The 14,115-nt window shown below is 73.1% G+C and carries 13 protein-coding genes and 1 riboswitch; of the genes, 1 reads left to right on the forward strand and 12 read right to left on the reverse strand.

Annotated features, from left to right (window positions below; translation table 11 throughout):
• Positions 1-53 precede the first annotated feature (53 nt).
• A riboswitch (FMN riboswitch) is annotated at positions 54-184 on the reverse strand.
• A gap of 57 nt (positions 185-241) precedes the next feature.
• Positions 242-1,927 (reverse strand): MFS transporter, encoded by a 1,686-nt coding sequence (locus tag ACXJKD_RS15470; protein ID WP_457255498.1) that lies wholly within the window; start codon positions 1,925-1,927, stop codon positions 242-244.
• 138 nt (positions 1,928-2,065) lie between these two features.
• Complete coding sequence (gene rpe, locus ACXJKD_RS15475; RefSeq protein ID WP_457255499.1) at positions 2,066-2,722, reverse strand: ribulose-phosphate 3-epimerase; 657 nt, start codon at positions 2,720-2,722, stop codon at positions 2,066-2,068.
• Between the two features lie 94 nt (positions 2,723-2,816).
• Between rpe and ACXJKD_RS15480 the strand changes: the two genes are divergently transcribed.
• Entirely contained in the window at positions 2,817-3,827 is a 1,011-nt protein-coding gene (locus ACXJKD_RS15480) for a tetratricopeptide repeat protein (protein WP_457255500.1), read from the forward strand.
• A 32-nt stretch (positions 3,828-3,859) separates the two neighbouring features.
• On the opposite strand, the gene ACXJKD_RS15485 is transcribed toward ACXJKD_RS15480, so the two are convergent.
• From ACXJKD_RS15485 to mihF, 10 genes are all read right to left on the reverse strand, one after another.
• Positions 3,860-4,921 carry an LLM class flavin-dependent oxidoreductase gene (locus ACXJKD_RS15485; RefSeq protein WP_457255501.1) on the reverse strand — a complete coding sequence of 354 codons (1,062 nt, stop codon included), beginning with the start codon at positions 4,919-4,921 and terminating at the stop codon, positions 3,860-3,862.
• Between the two features lie 51 nt (positions 4,922-4,972).
• Positions 4,973-6,508, reverse strand: coding sequence for an RsmB/NOP family class I SAM-dependent RNA methyltransferase (locus ACXJKD_RS15490; RefSeq protein WP_457255502.1), 1,536 nt, complete (start codon positions 6,506-6,508; stop codon positions 4,973-4,975).
• Positions 6,501-7,439: a methionyl-tRNA formyltransferase gene (gene fmt, locus ACXJKD_RS15495; RefSeq protein ID WP_457255503.1), complete on the reverse strand. Its 939-nt coding sequence runs from the start codon at positions 7,437-7,439 to the stop codon at positions 6,501-6,503. Before fmt ends, ACXJKD_RS15490 begins: the two co-directional genes overlap by 8 nt.
• Positions 7,439-7,984 carry a peptide deformylase gene (gene def, locus ACXJKD_RS15500; RefSeq protein WP_457255504.1) on the reverse strand — a complete coding sequence of 182 codons (546 nt, stop codon included), beginning with the start codon at positions 7,982-7,984 and terminating at the stop codon, positions 7,439-7,441. The genes fmt and def overlap by 1 nt, the downstream gene beginning before the upstream one ends.
• A gap of 70 nt (positions 7,985-8,054) precedes the next feature.
• Positions 8,055-10,124 carry a primosomal protein N' gene (locus tag ACXJKD_RS15505; RefSeq protein WP_457255505.1) on the reverse strand — a complete coding sequence of 690 codons (2,070 nt, stop codon included), beginning with the start codon at positions 10,122-10,124 and terminating at the stop codon, positions 8,055-8,057.
• 27 nt (positions 10,125-10,151) lie between these two features.
• Positions 10,152-11,372 (reverse strand): methionine adenosyltransferase, encoded by a 1,221-nt coding sequence (gene metK, locus ACXJKD_RS15510; protein ID WP_457255506.1) that lies wholly within the window; start codon positions 11,370-11,372, stop codon positions 10,152-10,154.
• A gap of 108 nt (positions 11,373-11,480) precedes the next feature.
• Positions 11,481-12,764 (reverse strand): bifunctional phosphopantothenoylcysteine decarboxylase/phosphopantothenate synthase, encoded by a 1,284-nt coding sequence (locus ACXJKD_RS15515; protein WP_457255507.1) that lies wholly within the window; start codon positions 12,762-12,764, stop codon positions 11,481-11,483.
• A gap of 11 nt (positions 12,765-12,775) precedes the next feature.
• Positions 12,776-13,039, reverse strand: a complete 264-nt coding sequence (gene rpoZ, locus ACXJKD_RS15520; protein ID WP_457255508.1) for a DNA-directed RNA polymerase subunit omega — start codon at positions 13,037-13,039, stop codon at positions 12,776-12,778.
• A 61-nt stretch (positions 13,040-13,100) separates the two neighbouring features.
• Positions 13,101-13,685 carry a guanylate kinase gene (gmk, locus tag ACXJKD_RS15525; protein WP_457255509.1) on the reverse strand — a complete coding sequence of 195 codons (585 nt, stop codon included), beginning with the start codon at positions 13,683-13,685 and terminating at the stop codon, positions 13,101-13,103.
• Positions 13,682-13,999 (reverse strand): integration host factor, actinobacterial type, encoded by a 318-nt coding sequence (mihF, locus tag ACXJKD_RS15530; protein ID WP_056923337.1) that lies wholly within the window; start codon positions 13,997-13,999, stop codon positions 13,682-13,684. The genes gmk and mihF overlap by 4 nt, the downstream gene beginning before the upstream one ends.
• Between the last annotated feature and the right edge of the window lie 116 nt (positions 14,000-14,115).

Consider the following 14,115-nt stretch of genomic DNA (forward strand, 5'->3'; position numbering starts at 1 on the left):
GATCAGTGACGCGGGGAGGCTGGTGCCACACCGCGGACCCACTGGTCCCGCTGTTGCGTGCTGCCTACCATCCGGACTCTCACCGTCGGTCTGGGAGTTCCACCCAGTCAACCGGCCGCTGGCTGCGGTCGGGTCGCGGACTGTCACCGCCGGTTCGGAATTGCACCGACCCCGGAGCACGTCAGCCTCCAGTATGCCGCAGGGTCAGCGGGTCGGCGCCGACCGGTCCGCGTGATGGTCCTCACGACCGGTCGGTGGACCCCGGGTCCTCGGGGACGAACCGGTCGACCATGCGGTCGACATCCGCGGCGGCTGCACGGGCCGCCGGCGTGAAGCCGAGGACCACCGCCAGGAACCGGGTCGAGAGCAGGGCGCGCAGCCGTACGTCGGTGCGCGCCACCACGGTCGCGGTCCTGCGGGAGTCGCGCAGGAGGGCGATCTCGCCGAAGCCCTCCCCCGGCCCGAGGGTGGTGACGAGCGCCCCGTCGCCCAGGACCTCGACCGCACCGGACTCGATGACGAAGTAGCGGTCGCCCACGTCACCCTGGCTGAACACCACCTGCCCGGCGGGGACGGCGACCGGTTCCAGACCGCGAGCCAGCTGCTCGATGGACGGCAGCGGCAGGGTGCGGAGCATCGGCACCTGCTGGAGGAGCTGGACGTCGAGGTCGTGGCCGCCCACCGAGCGGTCCAGCTGCCGCAGCCGCCCCCACGAGGCCACGGCGAGCACCGGGCACAGGAGGCCGATGCCGAAGAGCGCCGAGCGCGGGCCGAACCCGTCGACGACCCACGCCGCGACGAGCGCGCCGACGCCGACCGACACCGCGACCAGGCTCTCCAACACCCCGAACACCCGCGCCAGCACCTCGTCGGGGGCCATCCGCGCCAACAGGGTGAACCCGGCGACGTCGACCAGCGCGTTGCCGATGCCGACGAGGGCGATCAGGCCGAGCGCCGCCCCCTCCTGCGGGACGACGCCGATGAGCGCGATCGGCAGCCCCCACAACGCGACGCCGACCGCGAACCACACTGCCAGACGTCGGGTGCCCACGAGGAGGGAGGCAGCCAGCGAGCCGAGCACCGCACCCACCCCGACCGCCGTCATGAGCGCGCCGGCCCCGGACTCCCCCGTGCCGAGCAGCTCGATGGCCACGACGACGGACAGCACGGTCAGCGCGCCACGGGTGAAGGACTGAGCCGCCGCCAGGCCGAGGACCAGGGCCAGACCCCGGTGGCGGGTGACCGCCTTGAGCCCGTCGACCACCTCACGGACCAGGCGGGGGCTGCTGGCCGCCGCCGGGCGAGGCGGGGCCTCGTACCGAAGGCGGAGCAGCAGCAGGGCCGACCACCACGACGCCGCGGCGGCCACCCAGAAGACCGCGGACACGTCGGCGACCTCCAGGAGCACCGCGGCGAGCAGCGGTCCGACCAGCGTGGCGGCGGAGTCGAGCAGCCCGCGCACCACGTTGGCGCTGGCCAGCTCGCTGCCCGTGTGGCACAGGGACGGGAGCAGCGCGGAGTGGGCAGGCCGGAACAGGGTGGCCGCGATCGTCGAGAGGACGGCGAGTGCATAGATGAGGACCGGTGGCGCGCCGACCGCGGCCACCACCGCGGCGGCAGCCGTGACGGCCCCACGCACCATGGAGACCACGACCAGGACGCGTTCGCGCCGGCCACGGTCGGCCAGGGGCGAGAGGAGGGGCGCACACACAGCGGCAGGGACCATGCGGATCAGCCCGACGAGCCCGAGGGCGGTGGCACCGCCGGCGCGGTAGGCGACGATCCCGAGGGCCACCGTGAAGGCCCACTCGGCGGTCCAGGCCCCGAGGAAGCTCAGCTGCGCCCGCCGCAGCTGGGGGTTGCGGGCGTTGCTGGTGAACGCGACCGCGGCGTTGGCCAGCCGGCTGCGACTGCCCGCCTCCGCCATGAGCAGACTCTAGGCCCGCACCGCGAGGTGGCTCCAGACCTGCGGTCGGTTATCACCCGCCTACCCGGGGGTGGGACGAGTCCGGCTGACCAGCCACGGCTTCCGGCGTTCGGCTGACCGAGGCGGGCGTAAGTCAGCTCAGTGCTCGTGACCTGCGGCGAGCTCGCGCAGCTCGTCGACCGCTGCGGCGGCGTCCTCGGCCCCGTAGACGGCCGACCCCGCCACGAACACGTCAGCCCCTGCCTCGGCGCACTGCTCGATGGTGCTGGCCGACACTCCCCCGTCGACCTGCACCCAGATCTCACCACCGTGGCGCCGGACCGCTTCGCGGACCTGGGCGACCTTGGGCATCTGGTCGGCCATGAACGACTGGCCACCGAACCCGGGCTCGACCGTCATCACCAGGACCATGTCGAGGTCTGGCAGGAGGTCCTCGTAGGGGGCGAACGACGTGCCCGGCTTGATCGCCATCCCTGCGCGGGCGCCGAGCCCGCGGAGGTTCCGGGCCAGGGAACGCGGGTCGTGCGCAGCCTCGATGTGGAACGTCACCGACGAACCGCCCGCCTCGGCATACATCGGCGCCCACCGGTCGGGGTCCTCGATCATGAGGTGGCAGTCCAGCGGGATGGGGCTGACCCGGGCCAGTGCCTCGACGACGGGGAGCCCGAGGGTGAGGTTGGGCACGAAGTGCCCGTCCATCACGTCCACGTGGGCCCAGTCGGCGTTCGCGATGCGGCGGAGCTCGGTCTCCAGGTTGGCGAAGTCCGCGGACAGGATGCTGGGCGAGATCTGCACGCGGGCAACAGTAGTAGGGGGCCGTCCTAGTCCCAACGGACGGCCTCGGGCCAGACCCGCACGAGCGCCCGGCCCCACCCGCCAGACTTCGAGCGTGACCCCGCTGATGACCGCCGTGCTCGGGTTCGCCCTCGTGGCCATCCTGATCGTCGCCGTCGCGCACTGGCGGGCCCGGCGCACCATCACGTCGATGACGACGCTGTTGATGGGTGGCGACCACGAGCGCGTGCTCGCACACCGTGCCCCACCGAAGGCCTACCGACCGTTGGCCGACCGGCTCCGCGCCACGAGCGCGCTGCTGACCGGCCGGAACGAGCTCGCCCTGCGCCTCCTCGACACGAGTCGAGTGCCCACCTCGGTGTCCGACCGCGTCGGCGACCTCGACCTGCACCTCCGAGCCGGGGCCCTGATCGCCATGGGTCGCTACGCCGAGTCCGTCGCCGTCCTCGGCGACGACCCGAGCGGGGGCATCGTCCGCCACCAACGTGCCCAGGTGGCCATCGAGACTGGCGACGACGCCACCGCCCTACGACTGCTCGCGGCCCCCGACGCCGAACCGGACGAGGAGTCCGGCCGCCTGCGCATCCTCGGTGACCTGCACATCCGCAGGGGGCGGCTGACAGAGGGCGAGGCCCTGGTTCGACAGGCCCGCGCCGCCTACGCCGGCTCCAGCATGGCCGGTCGCGAGGTCGACACGGGGTACTGCCACCACCACCTCGGCGAGGCTGCCCTGGCTCGGAGCGACGCGGCGGGCGCCCTGGCCCAGTTCACGACGGCGCTGGCGCTGCTGTCGGTCCGACCGGACAACGCCCCCGGACTGGCCGCCGTCCATGCCAGGCTCGCGGAGGCCTACGCCCTGTCCGGGGAAGCTCGGCTCGCGCAGCAGCACCTCGACGAGGCCGTGCAGCGCGGCGACCTCGTCGGCTCGCCCAGCCTGTCGACGACGCTCGAACGCACCCAGGGGGTGGTCGCCCTCCACCTCGGGCGACTCGACGACGCTCGACGTCACCTGCGCACCGCCCGCGTCGGCCACCTCGAGCTGGGCGAGCTGCCTGCCGCCGCGGAGGTCGCCGAGCTGCTCGCCGACCTCGACGCCACCCGCTGACCTCGGACCCTGGCGGGTAGTACCCAGGCGGCTCAGGCGGCCTGCTGCCCGAAGGCCTCGGCCAGCAGGGACAGGGTCGCCTCTCGAGCCGGGGCCCGGTCGGCCGGCGTACCCGCCAGTGCACCCGCGACGGGATGCACCATGACCTCGTCGACGGCGTGCTCGGCCGCCAGCGCAGCCACCTGAGCGGCGACCGCGTCCGGCGTACCGACCACCCAACGGCTCCGCATCTCGTCGGCGAGCGCCCGGTGCGCGTCCGCGATCCCCGCGTCCTCGGCGTGCTCGACGAGCAGCTGGGCCGCCAGCGGGCCACCGGTGCGCAGCGCCACCATCGACGCCAGGTTGGGCAGCACGAGCCGGTCGGCCTCGGCCTGGGTGGGCGCCACCACGACGTTGAGGGTGAGGAAGGTGCGAGGGGTCGGATGGCTCGCAGTCGGCGTGTACCCCGACCGGTAGAGCTCCAGGGCAGCCGCGGTGCCCCGACCCGAGAAGTGGTGGGCGAAGACGTACGGCAGTCCGCGCTCAGCGGCGAGCCGAGCTGAGTAGTCCGACGAGCCGAGCAGCCACACCTCCGGCACCGACTCGGCGCGTGGGGTGGCGTTCAGCGGGTGGACCTCGCCGCCGACCCGGATGCCCACGCCCTCGGTCGACATCAGCGAGATGACGTCGTCGACGTACTGCGGGAACCGCGCCACCGCGTCGGCCTCCACTCCCCCGGCGCCGTGCCGCAGGGCGTAGCTGGTCACCGGGTCGGTGCCGGGCGCCCGACCGATGCCGAGGTCGATCCGCCCCGGGTGCGCCGCCTCGAGCAGCGCGAACTGCTCGGCTACCACGAGGGGTGCGTGGTTCGGCAGCATCACGCCGCCAGAGCCGACGCGGATCCGTTCCGTGGCCGCCGCGACCATGGCGATGAGCACAGGCGGGTTCGTCGCCGCGACCGCGGGCATGTTGTGGTGTTCTGCCAGCCAGTAGCGCCGGTAGCCGTGCCGATCGGCGACCTGCGCCAGTGACCGGGTCGCGGCCAACGCCTGACCAGTGCTCTGGTCCTGACGGACAGGGACGAGGTCGAGGACGGACAGCGCGGGGGTGTTCACCTGTGGGCCAACCTGCCACCCGTGGCGACTATTCCGGTGGCCGGACCGAGGTCAGGCCTTCTTGCGCAGCAGCGCCAGGAACATCCCGTCGGTGCCGTGGACGTGCGGCCACAGCTGCACGGTCGGTCCCGCTCCCGGCACGACGACCTGCGCACCGTCGGCCCCCAGCACGAACTCGCGGGCGTCGAGGAGCTCGACGTCGGTGCGCCGTTTGGTCACGTCACCCACGACGAACGACGTCTCGGCCAGGTGGGGACTGCAGGTCGCGTAGGCGATGACCCCACCGACGGCCGTGGCGTCGATCGCGGAGGCGAGCAGCTCGCGCTGGAGCTTGCCCAGGTCGGCGAGATCGGCCGGCGTTCGGCGCCACCGCGCCTCCGGGCGACGCCGCAGCGCGCCCAGCCCGGTGCAGGGGGCGTCGACCAGCACCCGGTCGTACCGGCCGGGCTCGTCCTCGCCCACCAGCCGGCCGTCGCTGGTGCGCACGATGACGGATCGGCCCTCGGCGCGCGCCCTCGCGATGGCCGGTCGCAGCGTCTGCCGCACCAGGTCGGTGCGGTGGTCGCTGACCTCGTTGGCGGTCAGGTCGGCGCCGGCCTCGACGGCCAGTCCGGCGAGCAGCCCGGCCTTCCCTCCCGGGCCTGCGCAGAGGTCGAGCCACTGCTCGGCACCCGAGGACTCGACCGGCACGCGTGCGAGCGCGAGGGCGACCAGCTGCGAGCCCTCGTCCTGGACCGCTGCGCGTCCCTCACGCACCGCCGGTATGCCGCCCGGGTCGCCTCCCTCGAGCACCGCACCGAGCGGTGAGAGCGGCGAGGCGGACGCCCCGGCGTCGACGAGCTCGCGCACGGTGGCCAGCCCGGGGCGGGCGACCAGCGAGACCTTGGCCGGGGCGTTGTCCGCGGTCACCAGCGCGGTGAGCTCGGCGTCCACGGTCTCTGCGGTCGCGGCGCCGTGGCCGAGCAGCGCAGCGCGCAGGGCCTTGACGATCCATTCGGGGTGGGACTGCTCGACGGCCAGCTGTGCGGTGAGCTCGCCCGACGGGACGACCTCCGCCAGCCACGCCTCGAGGTCGCGCTCGCTGACCCGTCGCATGACGGCATTGACGAACCCGGCCGCCCCGGCACCGTTCACCTTGCGCGCCAGGCCCACCGTCTCGTCGACGGCGGCGTGGGTCGGTACCCGCATGCCCAGGAGCTGGTGGGCCCCGAGCCGGAGCGTGTCGAGGACGTTGGGGTCGATCTTGTCCGGGGCCCGCCCGGCCGCCACGGCGATGACCGGGTCGTAGAGGCCGTGCATCCGGATCGCGCCGTAGACGAGCTCCGTCGTGAACGCGGCATCACGCCCCTGGATGCCACGGTCGCGGAGCACCCTCGGGAGCTCGAGGTTGGCGTAGGCGCCGTCGGCGACGGCCCGCAGGACCGTGTAGGCCGCGAGCCGCTGCGGGTCACCACCACGGTTGCGCTCACTCGGTCGCTGCGCAGAGCGTTCCCGGCCACCATGCGTGCGCTCTGGTCGCTGGCGACCCCTGGCATTGCGCCGGCCGCCCTCGTCCGGGTGCGGGTTCCGTGGTCCCTGATCACTCATGGCTGAACCGCTCTCCCACGTCGATACGGACGCCGCGGGCCCAGTCGGCCGCGGCCATCTCCTTCTTGCCGTGCGGCTGCACCGCCGAGAGGCGCACCACGCCACTCGCCGTGCCGACGTGCACCTCACGCTTCCCCGCAGCGAGCTCCCCCGGCGACAGCGCCGGACCGGCATACGCGAGGTCGGGGAGCACGGGGGCGAGCTTGACCCGGGTGTCACGGAAGGTGGACCACGCGCCGGGTGCGGGGGTGCACCCGCGCACCAGGCGGTCGACGGCGACCGCCGGACGGTCCCAGCGCACCTGGGCGTCGGCGACCTCCAGCTTGGGGGCGAGCGACACCCCTTCGTCGGACTGTGGGACCGGGGTCAGGGAGCCGTCGGCGAGCCCGTCCATCGTGGCGACGAGCAGTCCCGCCCCACCCTCGGCGAGCCGGTCCAGCAGGTCGCCCGAGGTGTCGCGGGGGCGGATCCGCTCGGTCATCAGGCCGAACACCGGGCCGGTGTCGAGACCGGCCTCGATGAGGAACGTCGACGCACCGGTCACCTCGTCGCCCGCCATGACGGCGTGCTGCACCGGCGCGGCCCCGCGCCAGGCGGGCAGCAGCGAGAAGTGCAGGTTGACCCAGCCGTGGCGCGGGATGTCGAGCGCGACCTGCGGGATCAGGGCGCCGTACGCGACGACCGGGCACGCGTCGGGGGCGAGCTCGCGGAGCCGGTCGAGGAAGTCGGGGTCCCGGGGACGGTCGGGCGTCAGCACCTCGATGCCGAGCTCCTCGGCCCGCTGGCGGACCGGCGACGTGACGACCCCCCGACCACGCCCGGCCCGGGCGTCGGGGCGGGTGATGACGGCCACGACGTCGTGGGGGGAGGCAACCAGGGCGTCGAGCGACGGCACCGCCGGCGCGGGAGTGCCGGCGAAGACCAGACGCATCACATACCCCGGCCGAAGGTGGCGTGCGGGCTGACCTTGACCACCGGGGTCGTGCCACCGCCCCACTCGGCCTCGCGGATCGCCCGCATGGCCGCCTTGCGCTGCTCGCGGTCCATCCGGTCGATGAAGAGGATCCCGTCGAGGTGGTCGGTCTCGTGCTGGAGGCAGCGGGCGAGCAGCTCGGACCCCTCGATGACCACCGGCTCACCGAACTGGTTGAAGCCCTTGGCGACCGTGCGCAGCGCGCGCGGCGTCTCGAAGCGCAGCCCGGGGAAGGACAGGCAGCCCTCCTCGCCCTCCTGCAGGTCGGTCGACAGGTCGAGGTCGGGGTTGACCAGGTGGCCCAGCTCGCCGTCGACCCAGTAGGTGAACACCCGCAGCCCGACGCCGATCTGCGGAGCCGCCAAACCTGCTCCTGGCGCGTCCACCATCGTCTCGGTGAGGTCCTTCACGAGCTGGCGCAGCTCCCGGTCGAAGTCCACGACGGGCGCCGCGGGCGTGCGGAGGACGGGATCACCGAAGAGGCGGATGTTCTGGATCGACACGCGCAGCAGTCTAGGCGGGGCCTCGCGGCGCCCGATGCAGGGCAAGACCCGCCGCCCGGGGACGACGCGGTCAGGTGGCGGGGTCGCGCGGGTCCATCCGCACCTGGATCGAGGCCTTCTCCTTGCGGGCGCTGCGGACCGACCGCATGGCTGCCAGCGACTCGGCGAGGGCCGCCCGTTGGTCCAGGGGACACCGCAGGAGCATGCGGTCCGCGTCGTCGGCCACCTGGAGCGGTCCGAGGCGGTCGACGCCGTCAGGCAGGTGGGCCAGCCGCAGCGCCGCGTCAACGGCCCGGCGCTCCCCGGTGACCGCGGCGAGGGCCACGGTCGGAGGCAGGGAGAGCTCCCGACGGTCGGCGAGCTCGCGAGCCGCGAACCACGCCGGGTCCCAGCGGACCAGGGCCTCGACCACGGGCAGCGTCGTGTGGGTGGGGGCACCGCACAGCACCAGCTGCCCACCGTCGAGGGCGCCGCGAGTGAGGGCGCCGGCGGCGGTCCAGCGCCGCAGGGCCTCCTCACCAGCATCGAGGGTTGGCCGGTCGAGACTGGCCCAGGCGTCGAGCAGGAGGCACGCGGCATACCCGCCCTCGGCCACCGGCTCGGCGCCCGGGGTGGCGATGACGAGGGCCGGCGTGGCCGCCACCCGCTCGAGGACAGCGCCGGCGCCCGAGGTGTGCACCGGCACCCCGGGGAAGGCCCGGCCCAGCTCTTCGGCGGTGCGCCGGGCGCCGACGACCGACGAGCGCAGCTCGCGACCGCCGCAGTGCCGGCACTCGAACCGGCCCACGCCACGACCGCACCAGCGGCAGGCGGGCTCGGCCCGGCGGGACCCGAGCGCGACGGGGCCGCCGCAGTGCCCGCAGCGCACGGCGGTGCGGCAGGTCTGGCAGGAGAGGGAGGGCACGTAGCCACGGCGGGGCACCTGGACGAGCACGGGTCCGCTCTCCAGCGCAGCCTTGGCCGTGCGCCAGGCGATCGACGGCAGGTGGGCCGATGCGGCCGCGGCATCGCGCTCGACCTCGACGCCCTCGCCCGCGACCTGGACCCGAGGGACCACCCCGCGCACCGACGCACCAGCGATGACGCGCAGGTCGCCGGTCTCGACGAGGCGCTGCACCGCGGCGGTGCGGGTGAAGCCACCGGAGAGCACCGCGGCGCCCTCCACCCGTGCTCGCGCGAGCAGTACGTCACGCACGTGGGGGTAGGGGGCCCGGGGCTCGTCGAGCAGGTCGTCGCCGTCGTCCCACCACGCCACGAGGCCGAGCTCGCGGACCGGCGCGAAAGCAGCTGCGCGGGTGCCGACCACGACGGACACATGGCCCCGCAGGACCTTGAGCCACGCGGTGTAGCGGGCCTGGGGACCTTGGTCGGCGGTGAGGCGGACGTGCCGCCCCGGTCCGAGGGCGGCGGTGAGCGCGGCGTCCACGCGGGCGACGTCGCGGTGGTCGGGCACGACCAGCACGCTCCCGCGCCCGGCGGCGAGCGTGGCGGCGGCAGCAGCGGCCAGCGCGGCCGGCCAGTCCTGCTCGGGGGACACGGTCGGCAGCGCGAGCCACGAGGCGGCGGGCGACTCGCCCGCCGCGAGCCGCGCGAGGTAGGCCGGCCCCGCGGCATACCTGCTCCAGGCCGGGCTGGCGGCGGCCGGCGCCGGGAGCGGGTCCGGAGTGGGCGCCTCGAGGGCGAGCGCCTTCTCCGCTGCCGCGTGGCGGGGCGGGACAGCCAGTCGGAGCACGTCGCCGAGGGTGCCCGCGCACGACGCGGCGACCTCGGTCGCCACCTGCAGCTGGGTCGGCGTCAGCACCGGCTCGGCCGACACCACCCGACGGATCAGCGCGAGCCGTCCCTCGTGCTCGGCCTGCGGTTGCCGGTCGACCACGAACCCGTCGAGGTCCTGACCGGCGAAGCGCACCTTGACCCGGACACCCGGCACAGCCGTCTCGGCCAGCGCCTCGGGCACGAGGTACTCGAAGGGGCGCGCGAGGTGGGCCAGCCCGGTGTCCACCACGACCGAGGCCACCGGGTCGGTGGACGCGGTGGCCTGGTCGGTGGTGCGGGGCGTGCGGGCGGGCTTGGTGAGGGCAGAGCGGATCAGCGCGAGCTGCTCGCCCGCCTGCTCACCCTGTCCGCCCGGTCCACTCACGGGAGCGAACCTAGCGAACGGGTCCGACTAGCCCTTGACTGCCTTCTGCAGCGCCTCGACGCGGTCGGTGCGCTCCCAGGTGAAGGGGTTGTCGACGTGGCCGGCCTCGGTGCGACCGAAGTGGCCGTAGGCCGCGGTCGGCTTGTAGATCGGACGCAGCAGGTCGAGGTCCTGGACGATGGCGCCGGGGCGCAGGTCGAAGACCGACGCGATGGCGGCCTGGATCTTGTCGACCGGCGCCGACTCGGTGCCGAAGGTCTCGACGTAGAGACCGACCGGCTGCGCCTTGCCGATGGCGTAGGCGACCTGGACCTCGCAGCGGCGGGCCAGCCCGGCGGCGACGACGTTCTTGGCGACCCAGCGCATGGCGTAGGCGGCCGAGCGGTCGACCTTCGACGGGTCCTTGCCGGAGAAGGCACCGCCACCGTGGCGGGACATGCCGCCGTAGGTGTCGACGATGATCTTGCGACCGGTGAGGCCGGCGTCACCCATCGGGCCGCCGATGACGAAGTTGCCGGTGGGGTTGATCAGGGTGCGGTAGTTCGACACGTCGAGGTCGGTGCCCTCGTCGGCGAGCTCGGCCAGCACCGGCGAGATCACGTGCTCGATGATGTCGGGGGCGAGCAGGCCCTCGAGGGAGATGTCCTCGGCGTGCTGCGTGGACAGCACCACGGTGTCGAGCCGGACCGCCTTGTCTCCGTCGTAGCCGATGGTGACCTGGGTCTTGCCGTCGGGGCGCAGGTAGGCGACGTCGCCGCTCTTGCGGACCGCGGTGAGGCGCTCGGCGAGGCGGTGCGCCAGGTGGATCGGCAGCGGCATGAGCTCTGCGGTGTCCTCGCACGCGTAGCCGAACATCAGGCCCTGGTCGCCGGCACCCTGCTTGTCGAGCGGGTCCACGCCACCGGTGCGGTTCTCGTAGGCGGTGTCGACGCCCTGCGCGATGTCGGGGCTCTGCTGACCGATCGACACCTCGACCCCGCACGAGGCCCCGTCGAAGCCCTTGGTCGACGAGTCGTAGCCGATGCCCAGCACGGTGTCACGGACGATCTTCGGGATCTCCACGTAGGCCTCGGTGGTGACCTCTCCGGCGACGTGCACGAGGCCGGTGGTCACCATCGTCTCCACCGCGACCCGGCTGCCCGGGTCCTGGGCGAGCATGGCGTCGAGGATCGAGTCGGAGATCTGGTCACAGATCTTGTCCGGGTGACCCTCGGTGACTGACTCGGACGTGAACAGGCGTGCAGACACTCAAATCTCCTTCGGGGCGGCGATCGCTGTCGGTGCTGTCGGTACTGACGGTGCTGACAAGGGCCGCGAGGACGAGCACGGCTGCGCGACCCCGAGAGTGTACCTAGGTCAGAGGATCTCCTGAACGGCGTCCCACACCGCGGCGGCGACGACCTCCTTGGAGGCCGGCCCGGCGTCGACGACGTGGCTCGAGCCCTGGCGCAGGATGTGCACGGTGTTGTCGTCGCGGCCGAAGGTCTTGTCGACACCCACCTCGTTGACCACGAGGAGGTCGCACCCCTTGCGGGCCAGCTTGGCGCGCCCGTGCTCGAGCACTCCACCGTGCTCGTCACCGGTCTCGGCGGCGAACCCGACGATGACCGGTGTGGCCTCCTCGCCGCGCGCCTCGACCAGCCCTGCGAGGACGTCGGGGTTGCGCACGAGCGTGATGGTCGGGGCCGCGTCGGGGTCGGCCGGGTCGTGCGACTTCTTGATCTTGGCGTCGGTGTAGTGCGCCGGGCGGAAGTCGGCCACGGCGGCTGCCATCACGACGACGTCGGCGTCCTTGGCGGCTCGCTCGACGGCGGCCTGCAGCTCGAGGGCGGTCGACACGGGCACGACGGTGACCCCGGGGGGCGCGGCGAGCGCGGTGTTCGCGGCGACGAGAGTCACCGAGGCGCCCCGGCTCGCGGCCACGGCAGCCAGGGCGTACCCCTGCTTGCCCGAGCTCCGGTTGCCCAGGTAGCGCACGGGGTCGAGCGGCTCACGGGTGCCTCCCGCCGACACGACGACGGTGCGACCCGCGAGCTCCTGCGAGCCCGGCAGGATCGGCGCTGTCGCGGCTGGCTGGTCGGCGTCGAACGCCATCCGCGTGTGGGGGGCGGGGTGGGCGAGGATCCGCTCGCACACGGCAAACATGGCCTCGGGCTCGGGGAGCCGCCCGGGTCCGGTGTCGGCGCCAGTGAGGCGCCCCGACGCCGGCGGGATGATGTGTATGCCGCGTTCGGCCAGCGTGGACACGTTCGCCTGCGTGGCCGCGTGCTCCCACATCTCGGTGTGCATCGCCGGGGCCATGACGACCGGGCAGCGGGCGGTCAGCAGGACGTTGGTGAGCAGGTCGCCGGCCAGCCCGTGGGCGGCCTTGGCGAGCAGGTCAGCCGTGGCGGGCGCGACGACCACGAGGTCGGCGGTCTGGCCCAGTCGGACGTGCGGCACCTCGTGCACGGAGTCCCAGACCTCGGTGTGCACGGGTTTGCCCGACAGCGCCTCCCACGTGGGTGCGCCGACGAACTGCAGCGCCGAGGAGGTGGGCACGACCGTCACGTCGTGCCCCGCCTCGGTGAACAGCCGCAGCAGCGAACAGGCCTTGTAGGCCGCGATGCCACCACTGACACCGAGGACGATGCGCGCCATGGTGGTGGTTCTCAGCCCTCGATCGGCTCGGAGGTGACGAGGCCCTCGTTGATCTCACGCAGCGCGATGGACATCGGCTTCTCGTGCACCTGGCTGTCGACCAGCGGGCCCACGTTCTCGAGCAGGCCCTCCTGGAGCTGGGAGTAGTACGCGTTGATCTGGCGGGCGCGCTTGGCCGAGAAGATGACCAGGGCGTACTTGGAGTCGGCCTTGGTGAGCAGGTCGTCGATCGGCGGGTTGGTGATGCCGATCGGGTTGGCGACGGTTCCAGACACGGGGGTACTCACTTCTGTAGGTCTTGTCTTGACTGCTGACGTTCTCGTGGTGACGGCGTCGTCAGTGCGATCGCATCAATGATACGAGTTCTTCGGCCGCACGACGAACGTCGTCGTTGACGATGGTCACGTCGAACTCGTCCTCGGCGGCCATCTCGACCTTGGCCGTCTCCAGCCGACGGGTGCGTTCCGCCTCGTCCTCGGTGCCGCGACCGACCAGCCGACGGACCAGCTCGTCCCAGCTCGGCGGGGCCAGGAAGACGAACAGGGCCTCCGGCATGGTGGCCCGCACCTGGCGCGCGCCCTGGAGGTCGATCTCCAGAAGCGCCATCCGGTGGTCGCGCAGCGCCTGCTCGACGGGGCCACGTGGGGTGCCGTAGTGGTTGAACCCGTGCACGATCGCCGACTCGAGCAGCTCGCCGTCCCGCTCCATCCGGGCGAACTCGTCGGTGTCGACGAAGTGGTAGTGCGTGCCCTCCACCTCGCCGGGGCGGGGCTGGCGGGTCGTGGCACTCACGGAGAGCCACACCTCGGGGAAGTTGTCGCGCACGTAGGCGGACAGGGTGCCCTTGCCGACCGCGGTCGGACCGGCGAGCACGACGAGCCGCCTCGGGCGGTCCTCGCCTGCGGGAACGGGTCGGCTCACGCCTCGTCGAAGCGCGTGAGCAGAGCCGAGATCTGGTTGGCGCCGAGACCACGGACGCGGCGGCTCTCGGAGATGCCGACCTCCTCCATGATCTGGCGGGCGCGGACCCGGCCGACACCGGGCATCGACTCCAGCAGCGCGGAGACCTTCATCTTGCCGACGACCTCATTGGCCTTGCCGTCGGTGATGACCTCCTTGAGGGAGCCTTGCGCGTACTTCAGACGGTTCTTGACCGCAGCACGCTCCCGGCGGGCGACTGCAGCCTTCTCGAGGGCCGCGGCACGCTGCTCCGGGGTCAACGGGGGTAGGGCCACGGTGGTACTCCTTGCAGGCAGGTCGGCACGTACTTCGTGTCACGTCATGGGTCGATCCGTGATGTCTTCCGACAATAGCAACCGCGCACGGGGGTTTCGCGTCGAGGTGGCCCCCA

It is taken from the genome of Pedococcus sp. P5_B7 (genome assembly GCF_054049895.1).